Consider the following 14123-nt stretch of genomic DNA (forward strand, 5'->3'; position numbering starts at 1 on the left):
GCAATCACTCGCACCGGACAGGCGTCACACTACGGAATTGACCCTACACGCCCAGCAGATCGGCAACGATCCGCGCCTGATGCATTGTCTCCGGAACATCGGGTTCCCGGCCGCACCACAGCAATCCCTCCTCCGCTCCGGTGGCGGCAAGCAGCTCCAGAAATTCACGCAGCGCCCGCGGCTCGACACGGCTCTCTGTGCAGCGGCGCAACGCCAGCCGCCCGGGTCCGCGACAACGGCTCCCGTCAGACGAACAGATGTCGACCTGTGCGTCTGCGCAATCCGCTGCGGCAATCAGACCAACCGGTGCCAGCGCGGTCCATTCGCCGGCAAGGAGGGCCCGTGGGGGGGGCTCACACCCGAAATCGGCGACCAACCCCCCCAGACGTTCACCCAGAGGTGCCGCAATCGCGCTCAGCCGGCCGGGCTCCATCGATGGTGCCCCTTCCCCCGGTAATTCCAGGTAGAAACGGAACTCTGCACTAGTGTCACTGCGCCATTCGTCCGCCATTTCCGGAGTCAATCCGATCCAGTCGGCAACCGGCACCACCACCGCCGAGAATTCACCCGCATAGTAGCCAAGACGCCATTCGGCCGGCAGATCATCCGGGTAAAAATGCCCCTGCCACCCGTCATGGTCCCAGCCATAGGCCCCAATTTGCACGAAGCTCCTCCTGCTACCCTGTAAAAGGCGGCAATGGTAACCTGCCCGGCTCTCTTCCTGCAGCATAAGCCGGCTGCAGGCGCGTCGGGACTAGCCTCTCCGACACCCGCAGTTTGGGAGAGAATCACGCGAGTTCACCAATCGGCCTTGATCACGACACCTCCGCCTGCGGATAATGCGCGTCCTTAGAGCCCGGGAAAGAAGGATATACAGGTGCTGCCAACCCGCACACCGGCCATGGCCGGAATACTGCTGCTGCTTGCCGGCGCTGCCGGTGCACAGGAAGCATGGCCCGAGGAGCCCAACGATCCGCTGGAAGGTTTCAACCGGGCCGTCTACCGTTTCAACGACGCCTTCGACCAGGCACTGCTAAAGCCTGTGGCCCAGACCTACCAGGATGTGCTCCCCAGGCCGGTCAACCGCGGCATCTCCAATTTCTTCGGCAATCTCGACGACGTGGTCACCCTCGTCAACAATCTGCTGCAGTTCAAATTCAAGCAGGCGGTGTCCGACGCAGGCCGCATAACCTTCAATACCACCGTGGGGCTTGGTGGACTCATCGACGTAGCCACGCCAATGGATTTCCTCAAGCATAACGAAGACTTCGGACAGACGCTGGGTTACTGGGGCGTGGGAAGCGGCCCCTATCTGGTGCTGCCGTTCCTCGGGCCCAGCACGCTGCGCGACGGCTTCGGCCGGATCCCGGATGGCTATGCCTATCCCGCGTACCATTTGGGTGACGATACTACCCGCTGGAGCCTGATTGGCCTGGAAGCGGTGGATACGCGTGCCGGACTACTGCGCGCCAGCCGCGTGCTTGACCAAGCCGCATTGGACCCCTACGGATTCATGCGGGACTCCTATCTGCAGCGCCGACAAAGCCTGATCCACGATGGCAGCCCGCCCATGACAGATTCCGATCCGTTCCTGGACGATTCATTCCTGGATGACTCTTTTCTCGACGAGCCCGCCCCTGCCGCGAGCGGTGAGCCCTAGTGTACTGTTGCATGCTTGGCGATACTTTCAGAGCCCCCCAAAAAAGTCAGGACAAGGCGCAGCGCGCAGGCAATGGTTATTCCCTTGTCAAGCGCTGCACGAATCCGCCGGGAGCGGATTCGGACAGCCGAAGGCTGGCCCGAAGGGCGGACTCCAGGGATGGAGTCCGCAACGCCGTCATGGCGTTTTTGGGGGGCTCCCTTCGGGCGAGCCGCTGGCCGGCCATCTGCTGCGTTACGTTTCTTGAAAAGGGCGCGCCATTCCCTGCGAAACGCGCCTTGCATCTGGCCGGCCAGCGGCTCGCTGAAAGCACCGCCAAGCATGCAACAGTACACTAACGGAGTTCGGAAAAGTCATGCTGCTGTCGTCTTCACTCGCCGTACTGGCCGGTTTCGCCCTGCTGGTATGGGGTGCCGATCGCTTCGTGGAAGGCGCGGCCGCAATCGCCCGCAACCTGGGCGTCACGCCCATGGTAATCGGCCTGACCGTGGTCGGGGTAGGCACCTCCGCCCCGGAAATACTGGTATCCGCCACTGCCGCCTGGGCCGGCAGCCCGGACATGGGAGTCGGCAACGCGATTGGCTCCAATATCACCAACGTCGCGCTGGTGCTGGGCGCTACAGCCGTAATCACGCCACTTGCGGTACGTTCGGAGACCCTGCGCCGCGAATTCCCGCTACTGCTGGTGGTGATGCTAATCGCCCTGGGACTGCTGCTGGACGGGCACCTGGGGCGACTCGATGGCGTACTCCTGGTGCTGGGCATGGGCCTGGTCATCTACTGGATAGTAAATCTGGCCCTTCGGCAGCGTGCCGGCGGGGAGACCGACCCGCTGGATGCCGAGTACAGCAACGAACTTCCCCCGGAAATGGGCACCGCCAGGGCAATATTCTGGCTACTGCTGGGCATAACGGTGCTGGTTGGCAGTTCACGGCTTCTGGTATGGGGCGCGGTCAATATCGCCCAGTGGTTCGAGGTACCGGACCTGATTATCGGGCTGACAATAATCGCCCTGGGCACCAGCCTTCCGGAATTGGCCGCCTCGATCATGAGCGCATTGAAGGGAGAGCACGATATTGCCATCGGCAACGTGTTGGGCTCCAATATGTTCAACCTGCTGGCGGTGCTGGGCATGCCCGGGCTAATCCACCCGGCCGTGCTGCAGGAAGATATCCTCACCCGCGACTATCCGATCATGATCGGCCTGAGCGTGGCGCTGTTCGCCATGGCCTACGGATTCCGCAAGCCCGGCCACATCAGTCGCACCGAAGGCGGTATCCTGCTGGCTGCCTATGTCGGCTACCTGTGGCTGCTGTATGAGAGTGTTCAGGGTGCCGGCGCCTGACACCGCACAATTCAACTGATGAGGAGTTCACGATGCAGACTGAACAGTTCACCGTCCAAAACGTCAAGTGCGCCGGTTGCGCGAGCAATATCGAAAACGGCCTCAAGGAATTGCCCGGTGTCAGCGATGTCGAGGTGGTGGTCGAAGGCGGCACGGTCACCGTAAAAGGGGATACTCTGGACCGGGATCAGCTCAGCGCCAAACTCACCGAGCTCGGTTACCCGGAGGCGTAGCTCTGAAAGTGCCAATTAGCATGAAACAGCGCACTGGCATGCCGCGAACGACCGACGATGTCCGTCTTTGCGATCTGGGCCGCGCGGTATTGGAGACGGAGTCCCGGGCAGTTGCGTGTCTGGCGGAACGCCTGGACGGTGAATTCGCCGCCGCCTGCCGACTGATGCTGGCCTGTGAAGGGCGGGTGGTGGTCACCGGCATGGGCAAATCGGGTCATATCGGGGCCAAGATTGCCGCCACCCTGGCCAGCACCGGCACCCCGGCTTTCTTTGTGCATCCCGGTGAGGCCAGTCACGGCGATCTGGGAATGATCACGCCCAAGGACGTGGTGCTGGCGCTGTCGAATTCCGGGGAAACCGACGAATTGCTTACCATCCTGCCGCTCATCAAGCGGTTGGCCGTTCCGATGATCGCCCTTACCGGAAAACCGGCTTCGCGTCTTGCGCAGACCGCGACCGTGCATATCGATGTCTCGGTGGAAAAAGAGGCGTGTCCACTGGGATTGGCACCGACCGCCAGTACCACCGCCACGCTCGCCATGGGTGATGCCATGGCCGTGGCGCTGCTGGAGTCACGCGGCTTTACCGCCGAGGATTTCGCCCGCTCTCACCCGGCCGGAACACTGGGCCGGCGCCTGCTGTTACGCATCGAGGATTTGATGCATACCGGCGAAGCCTCGCCGCAAGTACATGAAAATGCACGCCTTTCAGAGGCGCTGGTGGAAATGACCGAAAAGGGGCTGGGAATGACTTCGGTGGTTGATGCCGAAGAGCGGCTAATCGGTATCTTCACCGATGGCGACCTGCGCCGACTCCTGGACCATGGCGACTTCCACTTTTCCAACGTGCCGATTGCCGAGGTCATGCACCGCGGCAGCGTCACCGCCGGGCCCGCCATGCTGGCCGCGGAGGCCCTGCAAATCATGGAGTCCCGCAAGATCAACGCCTTGCCTGTGGTGGATGACGAGGGCAAGCTGCTGGGCGCACTCAACATGCACGATCTGCTGCGGGCCGGCGTGGTATAGACAGATACGAGGGACGAGATTCGAGATTTGAGATTTGAGATTCGAGGTGTTTGTGCGCTTCGCGCCGTTTGATCAAATCATCGTCGCCTAGCGACACATCCCCCCGTATCTCGTATCTTGTACCTCGAACCTCGCGAACGAAGTGAGCGATTATGCAGGATATATTGGAAAAAGCCGCCCGGATTCGCCTGGTCATCTTCGATGTCGACGGGGTACTGACCGACGGCAGTCTCTTCATCGGCGACGACGGTCAGGAGTACAAGGCCTTTTATTCACGTGACGGCCACGGGATGAAAATGCTGCAGGCCAGCGGGGTCGAGATCGGCATTATCACCGGCCGTACCTCCGAGGTGGTGCGGCTACGCATGGAGAGCCTGGGAATCCGACACGTCTACCAGGGGCGGATGGAAAAACTTCCGGCTTTTGAGGACCTGCTTGCGGCCAGCGGAGTACTTGCCGAAGAGGTCGCCTATGTCGGTGACGACATCATGGACCTTCCGGTCATGCGACGGGCGGGTCTGGCGGTGGCGGTTCAGGACGCCCATGCGCTGGTCAAGAAACACAGTCACTGGATCACACCCAACCCGGGCGGCCGGGGTGCCGGCCGGGATATCTGTGAACTCGTCATGGAGGCGCAGGGCACGCTCGATACCCAGCTCGCTCACTATCTGCGATGAATCGTCGTGTTCTACTCTTGATCGTATCCGCTCTGGGAGCGCTGCTGCTGAGCAACTGGCTGTCCCGGCAAGCGGAAGATGAGCGAGAGAGGCGCGAACAGGTTCACCGCCAGGTCCCTGATTACTTTCTGAGTGACTTCACCGCCACCACCATGGGGCCGACGGGCCAGCCCGAGTATCGGCTCTCTGCGGTGCGCATGGACCACTTTCCCGACACGGATACGGCCGAATTGGTGCAGCCGCGTGTCGTGCTCTACGGAGAGGGTGAAGCCAACTGGCACGCCCGCTCCGATCGCGGCCAGGTAGGCCCCGGGAGCGAAGTGGTGTACCTTAGCGGCAACGTGGAAATCCATCAGCCGGGCGGCGACGGCGGGCCTCCCCGCATGCTGCTGACCGATCACCTGCGAATGTACCCACAGAGAGATTATGCGGAGACCGATGCCGCGGTGACGATCACGGGACCGCAGACTCAAATCAACGGAGTGGGAATGCGGGCATATTTTGCACAACAACGTCTTGAACTGCTTTCCGAGGTGACAGGAACCCATGGGCCGCGCCGCTAATCTATTCTGGCTCCTGGTATTGTTCGCCCCATCCCTTGCGGGGGCGCTCTCCAGCGATCGCGAACAACCGATCCATATTCGTGCCGCCAGCGTCGAGATCAACGAAAAAACCGGAGTCAGTGTCTACACCGGCGATGTCAACGTGACCCAGGGCAGCATGGAACTTACCGCCGAAGAGTTGATTGTGCATTACCGAAACGGTGAAGTGAGTCGTATGGAGAGTAAGGGCCAACCCGCCACATTCCGACAGCAGCCGGATGGAGCGTTGCACGAAGTGCGTGGCGAGGCGCTGCGCATCGAGTATGACGCCGATGCCGAAAAGGCCTATCTCGTCGGGCAGGGCCATCTCTGGCGGGGAAACGATGAATTTCTGGGCGAACGGATTGTCTTCGACACTCTGGAAAATACTGTTCACGCCACCAGCGGTGATGATGATCGGGTGCACGCGGTCATTCAACCCAGGAAGGACACGGAGAACGATTCGCCATGACCGCTGCAGCCGGACAGCGGGCGCGTCTGGCCGGAATCGGGTTGGCCAAACAGTATCGCTCCAGGACCGTGGTCGACGACGTCTCCGTGGAAATCTACAGCGGCGAAGTGGTCGGGCTGCTCGGTCCCAACGGAGCCGGAAAAACCACCTGTTTTTACATGATCGTCGGGCTCATCCCCTGTGATGCCGGACGCATCCTCCTTGACGAAGAGGATCTCACCCGTCATCCGATGCACCGCCGGGCACGCCGGGGCGTAGGCTACCTCCCGCAGGAGGCATCCATCTTTCGCAAGCTCACGGTGGCCGAAAACATCCTGGCGATCCTTGAAACACGGGCCGATTTGGACCGCGGCGAGCGCAGGGACCACCTGGAGTCACTCCTGGAGGAGCTGCATATCGGGCACATTCGCGACAATGTCGGAATGAGTCTTTCGGGTGGAGAGCGACGGCGGGTCGAAATTGCCCGGGCACTCGCCACCGAACCCCGGTTTATCCTTCTCGACGAGCCGTTCGCCGGCGTAGACCCGATTTCGGTAATCGATATTCAGGGGATCATCAAGCACCTTCAGGAGCGCGATATCGGCGTGCTGATCACCGACCATAACGTCCGCGAAACCCTGGGGATCTGTGAACGCGGTTACATTCTCAACCAGGGCCGGGTAATCGCCGAGGGAAATCCCGACCAGCTGTTGTCCAATCAACAGGTACGGGACGTTTATCTGGGTCAACACTTCCGGCTCTGACGCCATTTTGGACCCGTCCGGGGGCAGGCAATTTTGCTGCCAATACCACAAACTATGCGTTAGAATGCCCCGGTCCCCGTGTCCGCCGAAATGAGCCGGTTACACGCGCCTTCTTTTGTCTCTGTCCGCACAAGGGATATTGCCCTGGTCGGCCGATACGCCTCTCCTTCGGAAAGTTCCGTGTGCGAACCATTTTTTGCGCGACCAGCGCGCCAATTTACAAAACGTCCAGGCTAGGGATTTCGCAGGTCGCTATGAAGCAATCGCTACAACTCCGCCTAGGCCAGAGCCTCACCATGACGCCCCAGTTGCAGCAGGCAATCCGCATGCTGCAGTTGTCGACGCTGGAATTACAGCTGGAGGTACAGCAGGCCCTCGAATCCAACCTGATGCTTGAGGAAACCGAAGAGCCCGAGGAGGAGAGCGAGGCGCGTGATGCCGAAAGGGAGGAGGCCGATGCGGCCCGGGAGTCGGACGAAAGGACGGATGACATACGACTCGATGAAGATGCCGGCATGCCGGATGAGCTCCCGGTGGACAGTGCCTGGGAGGATGTCTACGAGACACTGTCCACCACACCGGCTTCATCATCCGGCGAAGATGATGACCGCCCTGTCGAGTATGGCGACACCCGCTCTGAAAGCCTCCGCGAGCACCTCATCTGGCAGATGCAGATGACACCGATGTCAGCGGTCGACCAATCCATCGCCGAGGCGATTATCGACGCCGTTAGCGATGATGGTCTTCTGATGCTGCCGCTCGAGGAAATTCACGAAGGATTGGTACGCCAGGACCCGGAGATCGAGTTCGACGAAGTGGAAGCCGTTCTGCACCGGGTGCAGAACTTCGATCCTCCCGGGGTGGCCGGCCGCGATCTACGGGAAACCCTGCTCCTCCAGGCCCGCCAGCTCGAAGAGAGGACCCCGCGCCTGGAGATGGCGGTCCGACTACTCGAGGAGTTTTTCGAGCTACTCGCCAAGCGCGACTACAACCAGCTCAAGCGACGTCTGAAGGTCGATGAAGAGGAGCTGCTGGCGGTGATTCGTGTTATACAGTCACTCAATCCACGGCCAGGCAACACCATCGGCGCAACGAATTCGGAGTACGTGATACCGGACGTCATTGTCCGTAAACTGAAAGGACACTGGCGCGTGGAGCTGAATCCCGAAACGGCACCCCGGCTGCGTGTCAATGCCCAGTATGCGGCCCTGGTGAAGAAGGTGGAAAACAGGCGCGACTCGACGACGCTGAAAAACCACCTTCAGGAGGCGCGCTGGTTTATCAAGAGCCTCCAGAGCCGTAACGAGACTCTGCTACGGGTTGCTACCGCTATCGTAAAGCATCAGCAAGAATTCCTGGAACGGGGTGAGGTAGGCATGAAAGCCATGGTTCTGCACGACATCGCCGAGGAGCTTGCGCTGCACGAATCCACCATTTCGCGCGTCACCACCCGTAAATACATGCATACCCCTCGGGGCATTTTCGAACTCAAGTACTTCTTTTCCAGCCATGTCGGCACCGCCGATGGTGGCGAAGCCTCCTCCACCGCGATTCGAGCCTTGATCAGACAGCTGGTTGCCGATGAAAATGCGGCAAAACCACTGAGTGACAATAAAATCACCACCCTTCTCGGCGAGAAAGGGATAAAGGTGGCCCGCCGCACGGTGGCGAAGTACCGGGAGGCAATGGCCATCCCTCCATCCAACGAACGCAAACGCCTGGCCTGATGGGTCGGACTCAATACGAAAGGAGCGTACCATGCAACTCAACCTCACCGGTCACCACGTGGACATCACCCCGGCCCTTCGGGACTATGTTTCTTCCAAGCTCGAACGGCTGGAGCGTCACTTCGACCACGTTACCAATGTCCACGTTATCCTTACGGTCGAAAAGCTGTCCCAGAAGGCGGAAGCGACTATCAATATTACCGGTAACCAGCTGTTTGCAAATGCCGAGGACGAGGACATGTATGCCGCCATTGACGCGCTTGTGGACAAGCTGGACCGGCAGATCCGCCGCCACAAGGACAAGGTCACCGATCATCACCGTGACGAAGGCGCCGCCTTTAAATAGCCCCTGAGGAGCTGCAATAGATATCATGGAACTAGCCGATTTGTTGTCTCCCAGTCGCGTCAGCACCGGCCTGCCGGCTGCCAGCAAGAAACGCGCCCTGGAGAAACTGAGTGGCCTGATGGCTGCCGAGGATCCCGCACTGACACAGAAGGACATCTTCGACAGCCTGCTTTCACGGGAGCGACTTGGCAGCACCGGCCTGGGCCACGGAGTGGCCATTCCCCACGGGCGGCTGAAGAAGAGCCAACAGGTACTCGCCGCCTTTGTACGACTTGAAAACCCGGTCGACTACGATGCCGTGGATCACGAGCCGGTAGATCTGATGTTCGCCCTTCTCGTACCCGAAGAGTCGACCGACGAACACTTGCAGTTGCTGTCGCAATTGGCCCAGATGTTCAGCGACCCCGAACTGCTGGAGCGACTGCGCAGCGCCAGCGATTCCGATTCGCTCTATCGACTGATCAAAAACTGGCACTCCACAGGAAAATGACCATGACCTGTGTGCTGCGCATTGTCCTGGCCTTTTCCGAAGGCTCTGAATTAGCTCTAACCAGTACACCAGGGAGCTGACATGACGTCCCGGCCGGTCACTGCCGATAGCTTGTACGATGCTTACCATGAACGCCTGAAGCTGCGCTGGCTGGCCGGTCCGCACGGGGCAGGACGCCCCGTGCTGGAGGGAGAGGACACGGAAACCTCGCTGATCGGACACCTCAATTTCATCCATCCACACCGCATTCAGGTAATCGGCCACGCCGAACTCGACTACCTACACGGACTTGGCAAAAACTCGTACGAAGACACCCTTGCCCTCCTCTTCTCCGGCGAGATCGCCCTCGTCATCATTGCTGAAGATCAACCGCCACCCCGGCGGATGCTGGAATTGGCTGAACAGAAGAAAATACCGCTGCTGGGTACCCCCAAGGGCAGCGAAAGGGCGATCGACCATCTCAGCTACTACCTGACACACGTACTGGCGGCCAAGACAGTGCTACACGGTGTCTTTATGGAGGTAATGGGCATAGGCGTACTGCTGACGGGAAAATCATCCATCGGTAAAAGCGAGCTGGCCCTGGAACTCATTACCCGCGGCCATCGTCTTATTGCCGATGATGCCCCCGAATTCGTGCGAATCACCCCGGACATCCTCCAGGGGCAGTGCCCGGAAGCCCTGCGCGACTTCCTGGAGGTGCGGGGCCTGGGCGTGCTCAACATCCGCGCCATGTTCGGCGATACCTCCGTCAAGCGTCAGAAGTACCTGCGGTTGATCGTCCAGCTCACCGAGTTTCAGGAGCCGGACGAGGCGGACCGGTTCACCGGCAGCCGCCGCATGGAGCGAATTCTCGAGATCGATGTCCCCGAGATTCGGCTGCCGGTCGCCCCCGGGCGCAATCTGGCGGTCCTGGTGGAGGCGGCAGCCCGTAACCACATCCTGTACCGTAACGGCTATGACGCTGCCAAAGATTTCGTTGATCGACAGCGCAATTTGATGGAGAGATAGCGGTGAGACTCTTCGTTGTCAGTGGCACCTCGGGAGCCGGCAAGAGCGTAGTGCTGCATGCATTGGAGGACGCCGGCTTCTACTGCATCGACAATCTGCCCATGGGGCTGCTCCCGGCCTTTGCAAAGGAACTGGTCCATGCAGACAGTGAGAACTACCAGTATGCCGCCGTCGGGGTGGACGTTCGCGACCTTACCGGCGATTTGAGCAATTTTCCGCGGATCCTCGCTCGATTGACTGAGCTCGACGTGGACTGCCGAGTGATCTTTCTCGATGCGGATGACGCAACCCTCATCAAGCGCTTCTCCGAGACGCGTCGGCGCCACCCGCTGACTGACGAACAATTGACCCTTGCAGATGCCATCCGTCACGAACGGACCCGACTGGAACCGATCTCCAGCCGAGCGGATCTGAAATTCGATACCAGCCGAACCACCATTCACCAGCTGCGTGACTGGGTTCTGCAACAGGTGGGAGGGCCGCCGGGCGAGACCACCTCGCTGCTGTTCGAATCCTTCGGCTTCAAACACGGGGTTCCGGTGGACGCCGATTTTGTCTTCGACGTAAGATGCCTGCCGAATCCCCATTGGGAGCCCCATCTGCGGGGCCTTACCGGTCGTGATGAGGAGGTGGCCACTTATCTGCGAGGCCACGAGGACGTCACTCACATGCTTGATGATATCGCCGGTTTTCTCGACTCCTGGCTGCCTCGTTTCGAGGCCGACCGCCGCAGCTATGTCACCGTCGCCATCGGCTGTACCGGCGGCCAGCACCGTTCGGTCTACCTCACCGAGCGGCTGGCAGAGCGTTTTCGCCGCGCATACCCGCGGGTGCTGACGCGTCACAGGGAGCTGGTGCACTGATGAATACCGGTCTCTTGATTATCGCGCATGACCAGCTCGGTGCGGCTCTCCTGGAAACCGCGTCCAATACCCTGGGCTGCTGCCCGATCAATGCGGAGATCCTGTCGGTTTCGCGGGATCAGGACCCCGAGGCCCTGCGCACCGAGGCCCGACGGCTCGCCGACGATCTCGACAAGGGTGACGGACTCCTGGTTCTGACCGACATGTACGGCTCCACCCCCGGTAATATCGCCTGTAGCCTGCTTGGGCGATCCGCCGTGCGTGTTGTCGCCGGGGTCAACCTGCCCATGCTCATCCGGGTTTTCAATTATGCCGATATGGAGCTCGATGCCCTGACAACGAAAGCACTGTCGGGTGGTCATGACGGTGTGCTGCTCTGCGAGGAACCCCTGGAGGCCAAACATGCCTGAACGGCAAGTGGAGGTCGTCAACAAGCTGGGTCTGCACGCCCGGGCGGCAGCCAAATTCGTCAAGCTGGCGTCGGAGTTCGAATCCGATGTCGGACTGGCCCGGGACGGCCGCAAGGTCAACGGCAAGAGCATAATGGGCGTAATGATGCTCGCCGCCGGAAAGGGCAGCCGCGTTACGCTCTCTGCCGCCGGCCCTGATGAACAGCAGGCGCTCGACCGCCTGCAGTCACTCTTTGAAGAGCGCTTCGGCGAGGAAGCCTAGGAGCCTATCCGAGAATAGCGACCGTCACGAGCCGCAGCAGGTCAGTCTCTTCTCGGACAGGCTCCTAGCAGCCTGACGGCCGGCTGAGCCAAGGCGGCGGTGCCTGGCAATCCTGAATACGGGAGGTTCGACTATGGCCGTAGCGCTGCCCGGCACGGGTGTCTCCAGGGGAGTAGGCATCGGCAAGGCCCGTATCCTGCAGCGGGGCCGATTGGAAATCCTCGAATACGTGCTGCCCCAACAGCATGTCGAGGAGGAAGTCGCCCGTTTTCGAAAGGCCCTCGCCACCGCACGCAGCGAGCTGGAGGCAATCCGCGAACGTATTCCCTCCGACACACCGGAAGAGATCGCGGCGTTCATCGATACCCACCTGCTGATGCTCGAGGACACTACCCTCTCCGCAGCACCGGTCGAGTTGATCCGCTCCAGGCGCTGCAATGCCGAATGGGCCCTCAAGCTGCAGCAGAGTGCCCTGGAAAAGGTGTTCGATGCCATGGATGACGCCTACCTGAAGACCCGGCGCGATGACGTCGCTCACGTAGCGGGACGGGTACAGCAGGTGCTGTCCCACGGGGAGCGTTCGGCGGGCGTCCCCGAACCCGACGCCGGATCACGGATCGTCATCGCCATCGATATTGCCCCCAGCGACCTGCTTCTGCTCCATGAACAGCAGGTGGCGGCGATTGTGACCGAACGTGGCGGCCCGCTCTCCCACACAGCCATCCTGGCGCGCAATCTCGGAATTCCGGCGATTATGGGTGTAACTCGCGCCTACCAGTATATCAACGATGATGAACCGGTGGTCGTGGATGGGGAGCGCGGGGTCCTGATGGCGGGCCTGGACCCGGCAACACTCGATTTCTACCGACGCTATGAGCGAGCACGTCGGCGCGCCCGTGCATCTCTCAAAAAGCTGAAGGACCAGCCGGCCACCACCCGGGACGGCATCGAGATCGCCCTGCACGTCAACATCGACCTGCCCGGGGACCTGGGCCAAGTGCGAGGAGTTGGTGCCAGCGGCGTAGGGTTGTTTCGTACCGAGTTTCTCTACATGAACCGCAGGGCACTGCCCGATGAGGAGGAGCAGTATCGTATTTACCGGCGGGCGATCAAACGGCTTCGCGGCCTGCCCCTCACCCTGCGCACCCTGGACCTCGGCGCCGACAAAGGTACGCAGGCGGAAATCACAAGCTCGATTTCACCCCTCGGGCTGCGGGCGGTACGTTTCTGCCTCAAGGAAGTGGACCTGTTCCGTGCCCAGTTGAGGGCTGCCCTGCGGGCTTCGGCGCATGGCCCCGTGCGACTGCTGATACCCATGCTCACCCATATCGGCGAAGTACACCAGGTCCGGGGGCTGCTGGCACGCTATATGGAGGAGTTGACCCACGAGGGCAAGCCCTTCAACGCCAAAATCCCCATGGGCGGCATGATCGAGGTGCCCTCCGCCGCCCTGTGTTCCGAATCCCTGGCGAGTCACCTGGACTTTCTCTCCGTCGGTACCAATGACCTGATCCAGTACACCCTGGCCACCGACCGTATCGATGCCGCCGTGAGCCATCTCTATGACCCGCTCAACCCCGCCGTACTGCGGCTGCTCGCCATGATTCTCGATGCCGGGCGCCGTCGCGGCGTTCCGGTTGCCATGTGCGGGGAAATGGCCGGCGACCCGCTGTTCACCCGGTTGCTCCTCGGCATGGGCCTGAGCGAGTTCTCCATGCCTGCCGGGGCCCTGCTGGAGGTCAAAAGCATCATCATCTCCAGTGACGTTTCGAAAATCAGACACCGCGTCCATCGACTTCTGAAAAAGCACGATCCCCTTGAAATCGCCGACGCCCTGGAGACAATCAACCGGCTCTGAGGGCAAACCACAGAGGACACGGAGAGCACAGAGATCTTCAAACCACGGAGAACACGGGGGCCGCCGGGGTTTTTGTTTTTTTGGCTAGGAGCTTGTCGGACTTAGGTGCCCGTAGCGAGCAAGGTGGGAGAGCGGGGACCAAATTTTTACGATTTCGAGGCGCATAGTGGTTCTACGCAACGAGGAATCGGAGAAATTTGGGCCGCTCTCCCACCGGCACATGCCTACATGGATGTAGGTATTAGACAACGCAGGAGCATGTTGTCGAGTAGGAGCATCCTAAGTCCGACAGGCTCCTAGTGTACTATCGCCTGTGAACTGTCGTTATTCCTCCCACTTTTTTCGTCTCACTATCCCTATTTTTATTTCAACCCCGTGCTCCCCGTGTCCCCCGTGGTCAGCCTTATATATCTCTGTGTT

Annotated in this window: 17 protein-coding genes; 16 read left to right on the forward strand and 1 reads right to left on the reverse strand. The window is 60.6% G+C overall.

Annotated features, from left to right (window positions below):
- Positions 1-43: 43 nt before the first annotated feature.
- Positions 44-664 carry a DUF72 domain-containing protein gene (locus tag BLP65_RS02225; protein WP_092992135.1) on the reverse strand — a complete coding sequence of 207 codons (621 nt, stop codon included), beginning with the start codon at positions 662-664 and terminating at the stop codon, positions 44-46.
- 213 nt (positions 665-877) lie between these two features.
- On the opposite strand from BLP65_RS02225, the gene BLP65_RS02230 reads away from it, so the two are divergent.
- The 16 genes from BLP65_RS02230 (at position 878) to ptsP (ending at position 13703) form a co-directional block, all read left to right on the forward strand.
- Positions 878-1660, forward strand: coding sequence for an MlaA family lipoprotein (locus BLP65_RS02230; RefSeq protein WP_217631868.1), 783 nt, complete (start codon positions 878-880; stop codon positions 1658-1660).
- A gap of 355 nt (positions 1661-2015) precedes the next feature.
- Positions 2016-3005, forward strand: a complete 990-nt coding sequence (locus BLP65_RS02235) for a calcium/sodium antiporter (protein ID WP_317623045.1) — start codon at positions 2016-2018, stop codon at positions 3003-3005.
- 32 nt (positions 3006-3037) lie between these two features.
- Positions 3038-3238 (forward strand): heavy-metal-associated domain-containing protein, encoded by a 201-nt coding sequence (locus tag BLP65_RS02240; RefSeq protein WP_092992139.1) that lies wholly within the window; start codon positions 3038-3040, stop codon positions 3236-3238.
- 20 nt (positions 3239-3258) lie between these two features.
- The gene (locus tag BLP65_RS02245; RefSeq protein ID WP_092992141.1) at positions 3259-4263 is read left to right on the forward strand and encodes a KpsF/GutQ family sugar-phosphate isomerase; all 1005 of its coding nucleotides are present in this window, start codon (positions 3259-3261) and stop codon (positions 4261-4263) included.
- 152 nt (positions 4264-4415) lie between these two features.
- The gene (gene kdsC, locus BLP65_RS02250; RefSeq protein WP_092992143.1) at positions 4416-4940 is read left to right on the forward strand and encodes a 3-deoxy-manno-octulosonate-8-phosphatase KdsC; all 525 of its coding nucleotides are present in this window, start codon (positions 4416-4418) and stop codon (positions 4938-4940) included.
- Positions 4937-5503 (forward strand): LPS export ABC transporter periplasmic protein LptC, encoded by a 567-nt coding sequence (lptC, locus tag BLP65_RS02255; protein ID WP_092992145.1) that lies wholly within the window; start codon positions 4937-4939, stop codon positions 5501-5503. The genes kdsC and lptC overlap by 4 nt, the downstream gene beginning before the upstream one ends.
- Positions 5487-5993: a lipopolysaccharide transport periplasmic protein LptA gene (gene lptA / locus BLP65_RS02260; RefSeq protein ID WP_092992147.1), complete on the forward strand. Its 507-nt coding sequence runs from the start codon at positions 5487-5489 to the stop codon at positions 5991-5993. The genes lptC and lptA overlap by 17 nt, the downstream gene beginning before the upstream one ends.
- Positions 5990-6736 (forward strand): LPS export ABC transporter ATP-binding protein, encoded by a 747-nt coding sequence (lptB, locus tag BLP65_RS02265; RefSeq protein ID WP_092992149.1) that lies wholly within the window; start codon positions 5990-5992, stop codon positions 6734-6736. The genes lptA and lptB overlap by 4 nt, the downstream gene beginning before the upstream one ends.
- A 254-nt stretch (positions 6737-6990) precedes the next feature.
- Complete coding sequence (locus BLP65_RS02270) at positions 6991-8463, forward strand: RNA polymerase factor sigma-54 (RefSeq protein ID WP_092992151.1); 1473 nt, start codon at positions 6991-6993, stop codon at positions 8461-8463.
- A gap of 31 nt (positions 8464-8494) precedes the next feature.
- Positions 8495-8809, forward strand: coding sequence for a ribosome hibernation-promoting factor, HPF/YfiA family (hpf, locus tag BLP65_RS02275; protein ID WP_092992153.1), 315 nt, complete (start codon positions 8495-8497; stop codon positions 8807-8809).
- Between the two features lie 25 nt (positions 8810-8834).
- Entirely contained in the window at positions 8835-9299 is a 465-nt protein-coding gene (gene ptsN / locus BLP65_RS02280) for a PTS IIA-like nitrogen regulatory protein PtsN (RefSeq protein ID WP_092992155.1), read from the forward strand.
- A gap of 81 nt (positions 9300-9380) precedes the next feature.
- Complete coding sequence (gene hprK / locus BLP65_RS02285; RefSeq protein ID WP_092992157.1) at positions 9381-10310, forward strand: HPr(Ser) kinase/phosphatase; 930 nt, start codon at positions 9381-9383, stop codon at positions 10308-10310.
- Positions 10311-10312: 2 nt separating this feature from the next.
- On the forward strand, positions 10313-11173 hold the full coding sequence (gene rapZ / locus BLP65_RS02290) for an RNase adapter RapZ (protein WP_092992159.1): 861 nt from the start codon (positions 10313-10315) through the stop codon (positions 11171-11173).
- Complete coding sequence (locus tag BLP65_RS02295; protein WP_092992161.1) at positions 11173-11583, forward strand: PTS sugar transporter subunit IIA; 411 nt, start codon at positions 11173-11175, stop codon at positions 11581-11583. Before rapZ ends, BLP65_RS02295 begins: the two co-directional genes overlap by 1 nt.
- Entirely contained in the window at positions 11576-11845 is a 270-nt protein-coding gene (locus BLP65_RS02300; RefSeq protein ID WP_092992163.1) for an HPr family phosphocarrier protein, read from the forward strand. Before BLP65_RS02295 ends, BLP65_RS02300 begins: the two co-directional genes overlap by 8 nt.
- A 133-nt stretch (positions 11846-11978) precedes the next feature.
- Entirely contained in the window at positions 11979-13703 is a 1725-nt protein-coding gene (gene ptsP / locus BLP65_RS02305) for a phosphoenolpyruvate--protein phosphotransferase (protein ID WP_092992165.1), read from the forward strand.
- Positions 13704-14123 lie beyond the last annotated feature (420 nt).

This window comes from Thiohalomonas denitrificans (genome assembly GCF_900102855.1).
Taxonomy (GTDB): Bacteria; Pseudomonadota; Gammaproteobacteria; order Thiohalomonadales; family Thiohalomonadaceae; genus Thiohalomonas; species Thiohalomonas denitrificans.

Excerpts from the sequence above, each read along its gene's own strand:
- BLP65_RS02300 (WP_092992163.1), top strand. The coding sequence starts at position 11,576 with ATGCCTGAACGGCAAGTGGAGGTCGTCAACAAGCTGGGTCTGCACGCC.
- ptsP (WP_092992165.1), top strand. The coding sequence starts at position 11,979 with ATGGCCGTAGCGCTGCCCGGCACGGGTGTCTCCAGGGGAGTAGGCATC.
- BLP65_RS02235 (WP_317623045.1), top strand. The coding sequence starts at position 2,016 with ATGCTGCTGTCGTCTTCACTCGCCGTACTGGCCGGTTTCGCCCTGCTG.
- BLP65_RS02270 (WP_092992151.1), top strand. The coding sequence starts at position 6,991 with ATGAAGCAATCGCTACAACTCCGCCTAGGCCAGAGCCTCACCATGACG.
- lptA (WP_092992147.1), top strand. The coding sequence starts at position 5,487 with ATGGGCCGCGCCGCTAATCTATTCTGGCTCCTGGTATTGTTCGCCCCA.
- kdsC (WP_092992143.1), top strand. The coding sequence starts at position 4,416 with ATGCAGGATATATTGGAAAAAGCCGCCCGGATTCGCCTGGTCATCTTC.
- BLP65_RS02295 (WP_092992161.1), top strand. The coding sequence starts at position 11,173 with ATGAATACCGGTCTCTTGATTATCGCGCATGACCAGCTCGGTGCGGCT.
- lptC (WP_092992145.1), top strand. The coding sequence starts at position 4,937 with ATGAATCGTCGTGTTCTACTCTTGATCGTATCCGCTCTGGGAGCGCTG.
- ptsN (WP_092992155.1), top strand. The coding sequence starts at position 8,835 with ATGGAACTAGCCGATTTGTTGTCTCCCAGTCGCGTCAGCACCGGCCTG.
- lptB (WP_092992149.1), top strand. The coding sequence starts at position 5,990 with ATGACCGCTGCAGCCGGACAGCGGGCGCGTCTGGCCGGAATCGGGTTG.
- BLP65_RS02245 (WP_092992141.1), top strand. The coding sequence starts at position 3,259 with ATGAAACAGCGCACTGGCATGCCGCGAACGACCGACGATGTCCGTCTT.
- hprK (WP_092992157.1), top strand. The coding sequence starts at position 9,381 with ATGACGTCCCGGCCGGTCACTGCCGATAGCTTGTACGATGCTTACCAT.
- hpf (WP_092992153.1), top strand. The coding sequence starts at position 8,495 with ATGCAACTCAACCTCACCGGTCACCACGTGGACATCACCCCGGCCCTT.
- BLP65_RS02240 (WP_092992139.1), top strand. The coding sequence starts at position 3,038 with ATGCAGACTGAACAGTTCACCGTCCAAAACGTCAAGTGCGCCGGTTGC.